The sequence below is a fragment of the Acinetobacter sp. AOR18_HL genome, assembly GCF_027855145.1.
GTDB lineage: Bacteria > Pseudomonadota > Gammaproteobacteria > Pseudomonadales > Moraxellaceae > Acinetobacter > Acinetobacter pittii.
The window spans coordinates 18,640-31,527 of sequence record NZ_JAKTIG010000083.1; the positions used below are offsets into that span (position 1 = coordinate 18,640).

At 39.6% G+C, this 12,888-nt stretch carries 10 protein-coding genes and 1 pseudogene; 7 read left to right on the forward strand and 4 right to left on the reverse strand.

Annotation, left to right across the window (positions count from 1 at the left end; all coding sequences use genetic code 11):
- Positions 1-23: 23 nt before the first annotated feature.
- Positions 24-119 (forward strand): annotated as a pseudogene (locus tag MKL51_RS20220) (imm11 family protein); the annotation flags it as partial.
- The gene (locus MKL51_RS20225) at positions 108-644 is read left to right on the forward strand and encodes an imm11 family protein (protein ID WP_225247874.1); all 537 of its coding nucleotides are present in this window, start codon (positions 108-110) and stop codon (positions 642-644) included. The pseudogene MKL51_RS20220 and the gene MKL51_RS20225, both read left to right, overlap by 12 nt.
- A 154-nt stretch (positions 645-798) precedes the next feature.
- Here MKL51_RS20225 and MKL51_RS20230 read toward each other — a convergent pair whose 3' ends face one another.
- The gene (locus tag MKL51_RS20230; RefSeq protein ID WP_002120537.1) at positions 799-2,259 is read right to left on the reverse strand and encodes a coniferyl aldehyde dehydrogenase; all 1,461 of its coding nucleotides are present in this window, start codon (positions 2,257-2,259) and stop codon (positions 799-801) included.
- Between the two features lie 129 nt (positions 2,260-2,388).
- Between MKL51_RS20230 and MKL51_RS20235 the strand changes: the two genes are divergently transcribed.
- Complete coding sequence (locus MKL51_RS20235) at positions 2,389-3,459, forward strand: AraC family transcriptional regulator (RefSeq protein ID WP_002120545.1); 1,071 nt, start codon at positions 2,389-2,391, stop codon at positions 3,457-3,459.
- A 15-nt stretch (positions 3,460-3,474) separates the two neighbouring features.
- Here MKL51_RS20235 and MKL51_RS20240 read toward each other — a convergent pair whose 3' ends face one another.
- The 3 genes from MKL51_RS20240 to MKL51_RS20250 form a co-directional block, all read right to left on the reverse strand.
- Positions 3,475-4,371 carry a DMT family transporter gene (locus MKL51_RS20240; RefSeq protein WP_001181015.1) on the reverse strand — a complete coding sequence of 299 codons (897 nt, stop codon included), beginning with the start codon at positions 4,369-4,371 and terminating at the stop codon, positions 3,475-3,477.
- Positions 4,372-4,496: 125 nt separating this feature from the next.
- Positions 4,497-6,044, reverse strand: a complete 1,548-nt coding sequence (gene garD / locus MKL51_RS20245) for a galactarate dehydratase (RefSeq protein ID WP_002120551.1) — start codon at positions 6,042-6,044, stop codon at positions 4,497-4,499.
- 70 nt (positions 6,045-6,114) lie between these two features.
- Positions 6,115-7,473, reverse strand: coding sequence for an MFS transporter (locus MKL51_RS20250; RefSeq protein WP_002120540.1), 1,359 nt, complete (start codon positions 7,471-7,473; stop codon positions 6,115-6,117).
- Between the two features lie 285 nt (positions 7,474-7,758).
- On the opposite strand from MKL51_RS20250, the gene gudD reads away from it, so the two are divergent.
- The 4 genes from gudD (at position 7,759) to MKL51_RS20270 (ending at position 12,843) form a co-directional block, all read left to right on the forward strand.
- Positions 7,759-9,093 carry a glucarate dehydratase gene (gene gudD / locus MKL51_RS20255; RefSeq protein WP_270904392.1) on the forward strand — a complete coding sequence of 445 codons (1,335 nt, stop codon included), beginning with the start codon at positions 7,759-7,761 and terminating at the stop codon, positions 9,091-9,093.
- 266 nt (positions 9,094-9,359) lie between these two features.
- A complete protein-coding gene (gene kdgD / locus MKL51_RS20260; protein WP_002120561.1) occupies positions 9,360-10,271 on the forward strand; it encodes a 5-dehydro-4-deoxyglucarate dehydratase in 912 nt (303 codons plus the stop codon).
- Between the two features lie 30 nt (positions 10,272-10,301).
- On the forward strand, positions 10,302-11,888 hold the full coding sequence (locus MKL51_RS20265; protein ID WP_002120529.1) for an aldehyde dehydrogenase (NADP(+)): 1,587 nt from the start codon (positions 10,302-10,304) through the stop codon (positions 11,886-11,888).
- A gap of 241 nt (positions 11,889-12,129) precedes the next feature.
- The gene (locus MKL51_RS20270; RefSeq protein ID WP_002120549.1) at positions 12,130-12,843 is read left to right on the forward strand and encodes a FadR/GntR family transcriptional regulator; all 714 of its coding nucleotides are present in this window, start codon (positions 12,130-12,132) and stop codon (positions 12,841-12,843) included.
- Positions 12,844-12,888: the final 45 nt, after the last annotated feature.

Sequence of the window (12,888 nt, forward strand, 5' to 3'; positions counted from 1 at the left end):
ATACGTACAATTCTGTATATGAGATGTTAACTAAGAACTTTATAACTTCTTCTATTATTCTTTTTGCGGGTTTCCACCAATATGTCTATGCCATCGAAGACGTTTCTTTGCCCAGTCAGGAGATTGTAGGATTCGATAATCCTAGAGCTCAGATAGATTGGGATGAGTTTTTGTTAGAAAATAGTGTCAATAAGGGAAAGAAATATATTGCTATTATTGATAGTGGAAACCAAGAGGTCGATTTTACTACAACCTTTTATGGTTTTTGTGTCATTAGCCATAGATTCAAGCTTTTATTAGAGGAATATAGGCTTACTGATTGTATGGTTGTTCCATTAGAGTTTAATAAGCAATTATCTCAGCAGTTTTATCTCTTAATAGATCCCTTGCGATATGATTGTGTAGATGAAACTAATTCTGATTTCCAAAAGTTTATTGAAAACGATCCTGTAAGGCCCGATCTTGCGGGGCACTATAGGGCATTCTTTAAGTTAATTATTGATGCCGAAAAAACTGAGAATGCTGATTTTTTTCGAATTGATAAAGAAAATGCTACTATCATTGTAAGTCAGAATATAAAGGATATTTATGAGACAAATCATCTTACAGGGGCATGTTTTACTAAGGTGACTGTAGGCCAGTAATTTTAGATAGTAAATTTTTATTATTTTTTAGAATAAATTAGTTCAATATATGAATGACTTGATATATAAATAGTGTGATAAATATTTATATTAATTGTTGATCAATGAAAATCTACTAAAAAAAGCCTCATTACGAGGCTTTCTTTTATATTCTTTATTTAATACTTGGATCGCCTTTTTTCAAGAAAAAGCGAATCGCTAATTTTTGAAGGAATGTTCCATAAGGAGGGTGGAAAAGCTGAGTCGGGAAAAACCGATGACGAATAAAAACTGTTTTAGCATGTGAAAGTTCGCGGAAACCTTCCTCACCATGATATGACCCCATGCCTGAGTTGCCGATACCACCGAAAGGAGCATCATGGTTAACTACATGCCAACCCCAATCATTGATGGTCACACCACCCGAATGAGTCTCACGCAAAATACGATCACGTTCTATTGAACTATGCGTAAAGCAATAAAGGGCTAAAGGCCGTTCGTCCGATTTCACATAGGTAATCGCATCATCTAAAGAATCATAAGCCACCACAGGTAAAATAGGGCCAAAGAGTTCTTCTTTCATAATCCGCATGTCTGGCGTGCAATTCAGCACAATGTGCACAGGCATCCTGCGACCTTGTTGGTCAAAGCTATAAGTATCGCAAGGAATAATAAGGGCACCTTTTTCTTGCGCATCGGTCAAAATATCTTGAATACGTTTTAAATGGCGGCCGTTCACAATGGATGTGTAATTCTCATTATTTTCAATGTTTTGACCAAACATTTTTATAAAGCTTGATTTCGCAGCTTCAACAAATTCATCAATACTTTCTTTGGGAACCAACGCGTAGTCAGGCGCTACACAGATTTGACCACTATTAGTTGCTTTGCCATGGGTAATACGTTTTGCCGCATCGGCAAGTGGGTAATTACGGCTCACAATGGCCGGTGATTTGCCACCTAACTCAAGTGTAACAGGTGTTAGATTTTCAGCAGCAGCTCGCATGACGACTTTGCCAATGGCAGGAGAACCTGTAAATACAATATGGTTAAATGGCAAAGAGGTAAATCTTGCTGGGTCTGTAATTTCTTCACCAAACACGGCTACTTCATCTTCGTTAAAGACTTCGGCAAGCATGCGTCTTAGCATGGCATTGGTATTTGGTGTAATTTCAGGGAGTTTAATCATGACTCGGTTGCCTGCAGCTAATGCGGCAATGAGTGGGCCAAGTGCTAAATAAACTGGGAAATTCCAAGGTACAATCACACCAACCACGCCTTTAGGTTGGTATTGCACACTTAAACGGTTTGATAAAAATAAAAGCTCGGTACGGCGTTTACTTGGACGCATCCAGCGGCGTAAATGATGAATCGCATGATCAGCCTCTAACACAGAACCAAGCAAATCTAGTAGTTTAGATTCATCTACCGATCTAGAACTAAAATCGGAATTAATCGCAGCAGCTAAAGCATCTTGATAACGGATAATTTGTTTTTTAAGTTGATGCAGTTTTGTGCGGCGTGCTTCAAGACTTGGATAGGGGTCTGCCTCAAAATTGGCATGTTGTTTGGAAAAAATAAGTTCCATATGTTCAGTGGCAGAGCCGCTATATTCTTTTAAAGTGGAGCTTTCCATTATTGTTCCTTCCATACTTTTGCTTATCATACTTTATGCTTGAAGTGTCGTATGGTCGATGTTAAATTGAGACAACAAGAGGTAGTTTAGTGCCATTATGCACGTCACTCTAGGGATGGTGTGATTTAAATGCCTAAAAATCTTTATAAAAATGCGAATAGTGTTATCGAAGGAAATTATGATAATACACTCTTAGGTGCCAATACATATTTGCTGGGTTTAACCAGTTTATTTGATGAAGTGGGGTCGCAAGGCCATTCAATATCCGATGTTTTATCTGGCACAAATATTTCGCCAGATGCTATGAATCAATCCTCTTTATATATTTCCCAAGTCCAAAAAATTCAGCTATTTCAAAATATTCAAAAACTATCTCACGATCCTTTAATTGGACTACGCGCAGGACAAAAGCAGCGGTTGTCAGATTTTGGGGTGTATGGCTACGCACTATATTCTTCGCGTAATTTTAGACAAGCGGTAGAGCTTGGTATTCGACACATTAAGCTTGCAGGGCCTATTTTAAAGAAGTCATTTTATATTCGAGATGATGTTGCCGTTTTTGAAGGGCAGGACATTATTGCACTTGGTAAGCTTTTACCTTTAGTGTGCGAGTTTTGGTTTAGCTCTATGCAAACTTTAATTGAACGAGTGCTTGAAGGACCATTTCAAGCGAAGAAGCTTTTATTACCATACCCAGCGCCTGACTATGCAGAAGAATATGAAAAAGTTTTTCATTGTCCCGTTCAGTTTAATGCTGGGGTGATGCAATGGCACTTTGATTTAAAGTGGCTCGATGTACCTTGCCCAAATGCCAACCCGATTACCGCTGATATGTGTAAATCGTTTTGTGAGCGGATGCTAGGTGCTGCTGAACTTGAGGAGCCTGAGTTGGTGAAAACAATCCGTCTAATATTATTGGATGGAACAGGGCTTTTTCCATCGGCTCAAGAAATGGCCGAACGCTTACATATGTCAAAGAGGACCTTACATCGACGCTTGGCAGGGTTTAATTTGACTTACCAAGAGTTGTTAGATGAGACTCGGCGCCGTCTTGCGGATGAATATTTGCGAGAAACAACTTTAACCGTAGATGAAATTGCCGAAAGAATTGGCTTTTCAGATACTTCTAATTTTAGAAAAGCCTATCGCCATTGGACAGGCATTTCACCAAATGAGTATCGAATACAGTACCTAAATTAGGTTAAAGTTTGTCTGTTATTTAAATCGAGAAAGTAGCTTTTTCTGCAAAAATGGATTACAGAGCAAAATCGCAAATAAAATAATAAATATGCCGATAATACTGAATAGATCCGGTAATTCATGCCAAAAAACAAATCCCCAAATTCCTGCAAAAATAATAGCAATGTAATTCATTGGGCCAATTTGTCCTGCCGGCGCTAAGCTGTAGGCATAAGACATAAACAGTTGACTAATATTAGCTAAAAGTCCTGCGGCAATGAGTAATGCTAATTCATGCCAAGTGAAAATACGCCAATGCCAAAACATCGGAATAGAGGAAATTAAACTACCAAAAACACAGAAGTAAAAAACGATACGTTCAGGTGGCTCTGTACTGGTTAAAGCTCTTACGGTGACAAAGGCCATTGCTGATAAAAAGCATGCACCCAAGCCAATAAAAGATAATGCGTTAAATAGACCTTGATCGGGTTTAGCGACAAATAAAACTCCAATGAGCCCAATCACAGCGGCAAAAATCATAGACTTGGTAATTTTTTCTTTTAAGAAAAGCCATGCAATCAGTGGAATAAAGATAGGAGATGAATAACTAAAAACCATGGCGTTCGATAGTTTTAAGTTCGCAATGGCATAGAAAAAACCATACATAGCGGCTAGCCCGACAATGCTTCGCCAAGTATGCATCCAGAGTTTATCGGTTTTAATAAAATCTAGCCCCTGTTTAAAGAGCATCGGAATAAAAATAAATAAACCTACTGCATTTCTAAAAAACACGACGGTCGCATTGTCCACCGTTTGTGAAGCAAAACGAATGCACACTCCCATAATGGAAAACAATAATGCCGACGTCATAAGACAAAGCAGTGCTTTTCCAAGTTGTGTAGAGGGGAGGTTTGAAGCAGTTTGATTTTGCATAGAGAAATACAGTTCTTAATTTTCGATGTTATTTTAGCAGCGCTGTTAAGTTTTAGTGAAATGTGTCGTAATTAATAGGGGAAATAAGAAAGATGAGGTGATATAACCTCATCTTCTAAACCTTATTAGGTCACTGGTGCAGGGTTAAATACAGCGAGTGAGTTATGAATACCCCAACGGTCCGACCACGTTTGCTGCTCACCACTAGCCACGCGTAAAATCATTTCAAAAAGTTCCCAGCCCACTCCTTCAATAGTTTTCTTCCCAATCGCAATATCGCCAGCACTGATATCAATTAGGTCATACCAACGGTTTGCAATATTGTTTCGGCTTGCCATTTTAATGACAGGTACGGCTGCCAACCCATAGGGTGTACCGCGGCCTGTGGTAAATACTTGAACGGTAATACCCGATGCCATTTGCTGCGTACCACAGATAAAGTCACTTGATGGCGTTGCCGCAAAAATTAATCCTTTTTTAGTTGGTCTTTGACCCGGTGCGAGAACTTCTACAATAGGTGAGCGGCCCGATTTGGCGATCGATCCCATCGCTTTTTCTACAATGTTATTCAGTCCACCTTTTTTATTGCCGGGTGTGGTATTGGCACTTCGGTCCACTTGGCCTGCTGCTAAGTAGTCATCGTACCATTTCATTTCTCGAATTAAATCTTTGGCAACTTGTTCATTTGCTGCACGTGGAGTAAGTAGGTGAATGCCATCGCGGACTTCTGTAACTTCCGAAAACATGACTGTACCGCCACATTGCACAATCAGGTCAGCTGCGAAACCAACGGCAGGGTTAGAGGTAACTCCCGAAAATGCATCACTCCCACCACATTGCATGCCTACAACTAAATGAGAAGCTGGGACTTCTTCTCGAGTACGTTGATTAAGCTTTTCAAGGTGTTGTTCCGCCACGGATAAAATATGGTTGACCATACTTTCAAAACCGTTGTGGCGTTCATCTTGCAATTGAATAATATCTTCGTTTGCTAGGGGAATATATTTGTTTTCTTTAGGAATGTTTAGAAGACGTTCGGGTTGCATTTTTTCACAGCCCAGACTCACAACCATAATTTCTCCACCAAAATTAGGGTTGAGTGCAAGATTATGAATTGTACGAATAGGAACAATTGCAGCGGGTGCATCGATTGCCACGCCACAACCATATAAATGATTTAATCCGACTACACCATCTACATTTGAATATTTAGGAAGTAAATCACGTTCAATAATTTTAATGACATAATCGACAATACCTTCAACACAGTTAACACTGGTTGTAATACCTAAAATATTCTTTGTGCCGACACTGCCATCTTTATTTTTATAACCTTTAAATGTATATCCGCTCAAGGTTGGAAGCTTTGGATCAGGACGAGTTGCTAACTCAAGATCATCTAGCTCAGGTGCCTTAGGCATTTGGGTAACGGCTTCATTTACCCATGAACCTGCGGATAAATCTTTATTTGCATAACCAATAATTTCCCCATAACGAACAATTGCTTCACCTTGCTTTAATGACTTTAATAAAACTTTATGTCCCTGCGGCACATGATCAACCAAGGTGAGTTGGTATTCTTCAATATGTGTAGAAGGTGGTAAACCGCCGTCATTCACTACAATGGCTACATTATCAAGAGGACTAATTCTTATGAGGAGAGGCTTCAGCATGATCATTCCTTGTATACATTTGAAGAGAGGTCATAACGCTTAAGTTAGTTAAGCGTTATGACTTAAAGTTTTAAGAGGTAGGTTTTAACTCGAAGCGCTGGATTTTGCCGACAATAGCGGTATAGCAAATCACTGCTGCAATCGCATGCACACCGACATAAGTCAATGCAAGGTTGAAAGAACCAGTACTTGCTAAGATATAGCCGATCACAATTGGGGTCACGATTCCTGCCGTATTACCAAACGCATTCATCATTCCTCCTGATAAGCCCACCATTTCTTTTGGTGCAACATCAGACATGACTGCCCAACCTAAAGAGCCGATGCCTTTCCCAAAGAAAGATAAGGACATAAAGAATACAATTGCTGCTTGAGAGTCGACGTAATTACACATAATGATTGAGGTTGAAACCAAGAATCCGACTACGATAGGTAGCTTTCTTGAAAAGCTTAAGCTGTAATTCATTCGAATTAACTTATCTGAAATCAAGCCACCTAAAATTCCACCTACAAAGCCGCAGAGTGCAGGTGCAACTGCTGCAAAACCAGCCTCTAAAATGCTGAGATGTCTTTCTTTGACAAGGTAAACAGGGAACCAAGTCAAGAAAAAATAGGTCAGTGTATTTACACAATATTGCCCAATAAAAATACCGAGCATCATACGTGAAGCAAGCAATTGTTTAACTTTACTCCAAGTAATTTTCTCTTTTTTACTATTTTGGCTATTTTCACCCATGTCGAGTAAAGCACCTTCTGAAGCAATATATTTTACTTCTTCGGGATTTACTGTTGGATGATTGGTTGGGCTATAAATGACCTTAAGCCAGATAAAGGAAAGAATGATTCCAAGACCACCCATGACCCAGAAAATAGACTGCCAGTGGACGGTTGCAACAAGCCAACCCATTAGGGGAGCAAAAAGTACGGTTGAGAAATAAGAGGATGAGTTAAAAATGGCAGCGGCAGTTCCACGTTCTTTGGTTGGAAACCATGCGGCAGCAATTTTACTGTTACCCGGAAAAGCAGGCGACTCAGACAAACCAACTAAAAATCTGAGTACAAAGAGTGAAGTAATGATGGTCGCAGTATCACCTAAAATGTCGGTAAAACCGATTAAAACCGTGAATAAAGACCATAAAAACAGACTCCAGAAATATACACGGCGAGCACCAAACTTATCGAGTAGCCAACCACCTGGAATTTGACCAATTACATAGGCCCATGCAAAGGCCGAGAAAATATAACCCATGGTGACTGAGTCGATTCCCAGCTCATGAGACATTGGCGTTGCAGCCATTGAAAGGGTTGCACGATCACCGTAATTAAAAGCCGTGACCAAAAAAATCATCGCAAGAATGTAGTAGCGAGTTTTTGTATGTTTGGCTCTTTGCTGAGTCACTACAGCAATATTTGTTTGCAGATTATCCATATACAAACTCTTTTTAATAATCGACCTATTTGCATATCCGTGAAATAGGTGACGTCATGTCAAATTCATCGATAGAATAGATGAGAAAACGGAATTTTGTATCTACTCTATAGTCCTAGTTCTAAAACCGCGTCTTTAGATGTATGACATCATATGAATAAAAATATTATTTTGGCAAGTAGGGTCGAAAAATAATTTTTATGCGGGTTTATATTGACAAGTTGTCTGATGTCTTATAAGTTTTGGTAATGAAAAAATAGTATCAGAATGCCAAGGAGTATTTTAATGGCGACCTCTACACCTATCGTTAAATCAATTCGAGTAATTCCTGTTGCTGGACATGACAGCATGCTGCTCAATTTGAGTGGTGCTCATGGACCTTATTTCACTCGTAACATACTTATTATCGAAGATAACTCTGGAAATATTGGTGTAGGTGAAATTCCGGGTGGAGAAAAAATTTTAGCGACATTAAATGATGCTAAAGCCTTGGTAGAAGGGCAGCCGATTGGCGAATATAAAAATCTACTTAAAAAAATTCAGCAAACTTTTGCTGATCGTGACAGTGGTGGTCGAGGCAATCAAACCTTTGATTTACGTACCACAATTCATGTTGTAACGGCTTATGAGTCAGCATTACTGGATTTGCTTGGCAAGCATTTAAATGTGAATGTCGCAAGCTTACTAGGTGAAGGCCAGCAACGTAGTGAAGTTGAAGTTTTAGGATATTTATTCTTTATCGGTGACCGAAAACAGACTTCATTAGACTATGCGACTACACCTAAGCATAACCATGACTGGTATAAAGTCCGTCATGAAAAAGCGTTAACACCCGAGGCAGTACAGCGTTTAGCAGAAGCATCTTATGACCGTTATGGTTTTAAAGACATTAAGTTAAAAGGTGGTGTATTACAGGGCGAACAAGAAGCTGAAGCTGTTACAGCAATCGCGCGCCGTTTCCCGGATGCGCGTGTGACACTTGATCCAAACGGAGCATGGTTTTTAGATGAAGCAATTGCTTTAGGTAAACATTTAAAAGGTGTGCTGGCCTATGCGGAAGACCCGTGTGGTGCAGAACAAGGTTATTCAAGCCGTGAAATTATGGCCGAGTTTAAACGTGCAACAGGCTTACCCACTGCGACCAATATGATTGCTACGGACTGGCGAGAAATGTCGCATAGTATTCAATTGCAAGCTGTTGATATTCCTTTGGCTGATCCACATTTTTGGACATTGGAAGGTTCGGTTCGAGTTTCACAGCTCTGCAATATGTATAACTTAACGTGGGGTTCGCATTCTAATAATCACTTTGATATTTCACTTGCCATGTTTACCCATGTTGCTGCCGCTGCGGTAGGTAAGGTAACGGCAATTGATACGCACTGGATTTGGCAAGAAGGTACAGATCAGCTCACTAAAGCACCGCTTGAAATTAAAGACGGTAAAATTCAGGTGCCAACAGCACCGGGACTTGGGGTTGAGCTGGACTGGGATAGAATTAATCAAGCCCATGAACTGTATAAATTAAAAGGTTTAGGGGCTCGTAATGATGCCGATGCGATGCAATTTTTAATACCAAATTGGTCATTTAATAATAAAAAGCCGTGTTTGGTTCGTTAATGTTTTACCGATATCTTTGAAAAATTCGCTTTTTGAGTTTTCTTAATGCTTTGCTGTCCATATGGGCAGCTTTTTTTATGTCTAACGATTAGTCCTAATATTGAGAGTTTTTAAAGATGTTTTATAAAACAATAGGTTAAATTATTTTAGATAATGAACTTTGATCTTTTTAAAAAATTTAATTTTTCAGAGGAAAAATATATTGATTAAAATAAAATTTATGATGTAAGATGTCTGACAACATAAACATGTATGGATATTTTCTAATGGATGCTCTTGAGTTAAAAAACATTGTTTCTGATGGCCTTCTTTCTTTTCCGGTTACTGACTTTGACCAAAATGGGGACTTTAACAAATCTTCTTATGCAAAACGTCTTGAATGGTTAGCGCCTTATGGTGCAAATGCATTATTTGCTGCGGGTGGTACAGGCGAGTTTTTCTCGTTAACTGGAAGTGAATACTCTGACGTGATTAAAACAGCTGTCGATACTTGTAAAGGTAGTGTACCGATTATTGCTGGGGCAGGTGGTCCGACACGTCAGGCGATTGAACAGGCAAAAGAAGCAGAGCGCTTAGGTGCACACGGTATTTTGTTAATGCCGCATTACTTAACTGAAGCAAGCCAGGAAGGTTTGATCGAACATGTCAAACAAGTATGTAACTCAGTAGATTTTGGCGTAATTTTTTATAATCGTAGCGTTTCAAGATTAAATCTCGATTCAATCCAAAAATTAGCCGAGATGTGCCCGAACTTAATCGGATTTAAAGACAGCTCTGGTCAAATCGATATGATGACAGCAGTGACTCAGACTATGGGTGATCGTTTGTCATATTTAGGTGGTTTACCAACAGCAGAAGTTTTTGCAGCGCCATATAAAGCCTTAGGTTGTCCAGTTTATTCATCAGCTGTATTTAACTTTATTCCAAAGACTGCAATGGAGTTTTATAACGCGCTTCGCAGTAATGACTTTGAAACAACTAATCGTTTAATTAAAGATTTCTTCTTGCCATTGATAAAAATTCGCGACCGTAAATCTGGTTATGCTGTAAGCATGATTAAAGCAGGTGCCAAAATTGTTGGGCACGACGCAGGTCCTGTGCGTCCACCATTAAGTGATTTAACTCAAGCAGACTATGAAGATTTGGCTGCTCTCATTGTGACACTTGGTCCGCAATAATTCTAACTGTTTAGGTATTGGAGCTTTAAAATGAGTAAAAATAACGGTCGGCAGTTTATTAATGGCGAACGCGTTGCTGCAAATGCACCAGCTTTAGAAAGTATAGCTGCAAAAGACTATCAGCCAACAGGTTATGTATTTAGTCAGGCAACACTTGAAGAAGTAGATCAGGCTGCTCAAGCTGCGCATAACGCTTTTTTAGTTTATAGCCAAACGACTCAAGAACAACGTGCATCTTTTCTTGAAGAAATTGCTCGCCAAATTGAAGCATTGGGTGCGAACTTGCAAGAGGTTGCTTCACTTGAAACAGGTTTGCCACTTGCTCGTCTTCAAGGGGAGACAGGGCGGGTTACTGGCCAGCTAAGACTATTTGCTGAACTTTTACGCCGCGGCGATTTTTATGGTGCCCGTATTGATGTGGCATTGCCAGAACGTAAGCCTTTACCGCGTGTCGATCTACGTCAGTATAAAGTTGGGGTAGGGCCAGTTGCCGTGTTTGGCGCGAGTAATTTCCCACTTGCATTTTCAACTGCAGGCGGTGATACCGTAGCTGCTTTAGCAGCAGGGTGTCCGGTTGTCTTTAAAGCACACTCTGGCCATATGGCAACTGCTGAGCTTGTTGCAGAAGCCATTGAAAAAGCAATTGAAGTTTGCGATATGCCTAAAGGCACATTCAATATGATTTTTGGTGGCCGTATTGGCGCAAACTTGGTAGAACATCCACTGATTCAGGCAGCTGGTTTTACGGGTTCTCTTGAAGGCGGAATGGCACTTTATAACCTTGCGCAGAGCCGTCCTCAGCCAATTCCTTTCTTTGCTGAAATGTCGAGTGTGAACCCTGTGGTGGTTTTACCTGAAGCACTTCATTCACGTGGTGAACAAATTGCTCAGGATACGGTTGCCTCATTCAATATGGGATGTGGTCAGTTCTGTACAAAGCCAGGTCTAATTTTAGGTGTAAAAGGCCCCGAGTTTGATCGCTTTATTACGGCTTTAGTTGAAAGCACGCAAAAAGCTGTGCCTCAGGTTATGTTGAATGAAGGTACTTTAAAAAGCTATCGAACTGGTATTGATGCATTAATAAATGAAGCTGGTTTTGAAGTTATTGCGACAGGACAAGAGGCCGAGCTAGTTTCTCAAGCAAAAGCACATCTGTTTAAAGCGGACCAATCTGTTTTATTGTCAGGCAATCCGAAGCTTCAACATGAAGTTTTCGGGCCAATGTCGATTGTGATTGCAGTCGAAGATGAAGCCACTCTGTTGAAGGGGATTGAAGCTTTAGGTGGACAGCTTACAGCAACCATTATTGGTGATGAAAACGAGTTGTCTAAGGCAGGCGAGCTTCTTGATTTGTTAACCCGTAAAGCTGGCCGTGTATTGTTTAATGGTTTCCCAACAGGGGTTGAAGTGTCTGATGCGATGGTGCATGGGGGGCCTTTCCCTGCAACAAGTGATGCACGCGGAACTTCGGTAGGTACGGGAGCAATTGAGCGCTTCTTGCGTCCGGTATGTTTCCAAAATACGCCACAAGTTTTATTACCCGATGTATTAAAAGATAGTAATCCACTACAGATTACTCGTCTGGTCAATGGACAGTTAACTCAGGCTCAAATTTAAAAGTTGTGCAGCTCAATTAAAGCTATTGGGCTGCATATTTTTTAACTTATTCAACGTATTATTAAATATCATCAGAAGCATAAGTTGCTTACTTTTTAAATATGTGTGAGGGTTTGATAAGAGAGATAAAATATTTTGATTTTAATAACTTAGAGGTATAAAAACCGAATATGACTATCGTCTAAGTTTATAGTAAAATGAATTTTCTAATTTTTTCAACATTTCATGAGTTCTTCAAATTATGTCTAGTGCAATTAAACCTAGATCAACAAAAAAACTAAGCCAGATTATTGTAGAACAACTGATCGAAAAAATTCAGTCTGGAGACTTCCAAGTCGGAGAGAAAATTCCGACCGAACTTGAATTAATTGAAACTTTTGAAGTAAGCCGTTCTGTTATTCGCGAAGCAATTACTGAGTTGCGTTCATTAGGGTTTGTCGAGACTCATCACGGGATTGGTACTTTTGTAAAAGAACAGACAGTTGAGCAAAATTTTTTGCTGTCTAATGCCAGTTTAGAAACCATTAACGATATTGTTTCTTTACTTGAGCTTAGGATTAGTCTTGAGTCGGAAGCTGTCTTTTTAGCATCTGAGCGCCGTAAGCAAATCCATATTGATAAAATGAAAGCTGCGCTTCAAGACTTTGAGCGTCATATTTCATCAGATGCCAATGATGGTACGGTAAAAGCTGACTATGATTTCCATATTGCCATTGCTGAAGCTTCTGAAAACCAATATTTCGTTGATTTTCTAAAGTATCTTGGCGAAAAAATTATTCCACGTGCACGTTTAAAATCTATTGAGCAAAGTCCTGAAAACCGCGAAGAATATTTAAAAGCGGTTCACCATGATCATGTCAATATTTATAACGCAATTGTCGATCAGGATGGTTTATTGGCCCGACAAATGATGCGAGCTCATTTGTCTAAAAGTATTAAAAAGTTTAAGCAGTGAGCTTGAGCTAAGATTGGGCAGAGTAAGATAAAAAGAGAGCTTAAG

What these genes read in the sequence shown, in the direction of transcription:
- MKL51_RS20230 (WP_002120537.1), bottom strand. Translation starts at nt 2,259, where the DNA reads ATGGAAAGCTCCACTTTAAAAGAATATAGCGGCTCTGCCACTGAACAT.
- MKL51_RS20235 (WP_002120545.1), top strand. Translation starts at nt 2,389, where the DNA reads ATGCCTAAAAATCTTTATAAAAATGCGAATAGTGTTATCGAAGGAAAT.
- MKL51_RS20240 (WP_001181015.1), bottom strand. Translation starts at nt 4,371, where the DNA reads ATGCAAAATCAAACTGCTTCAAACCTCCCCTCTACACAACTTGGAAAA.
- garD (WP_002120551.1), bottom strand. Translation starts at nt 6,044, where the DNA reads ATGCTGAAGCCTCTCCTCATAAGAATTAGTCCTCTTGATAATGTAGCC.
- MKL51_RS20250 (WP_002120540.1), bottom strand. Translation starts at nt 7,473, where the DNA reads ATGGATAATCTGCAAACAAATATTGCTGTAGTGACTCAGCAAAGAGCC.
- gudD (WP_270904392.1), top strand. Translation starts at nt 7,759, where the DNA reads ATGGCGACCTCTACACCTATCGTTAAATCAATTCGAGTAATTCCTGTT.
- kdgD (WP_002120561.1), top strand. Translation starts at nt 9,360, where the DNA reads ATGGATGCTCTTGAGTTAAAAAACATTGTTTCTGATGGCCTTCTTTCT.
- MKL51_RS20265 (WP_002120529.1), top strand. Translation starts at nt 10,302, where the DNA reads ATGAGTAAAAATAACGGTCGGCAGTTTATTAATGGCGAACGCGTTGCT.
- MKL51_RS20270 (WP_002120549.1), top strand. Translation starts at nt 12,130, where the DNA reads ATGTCTAGTGCAATTAAACCTAGATCAACAAAAAAACTAAGCCAGATT.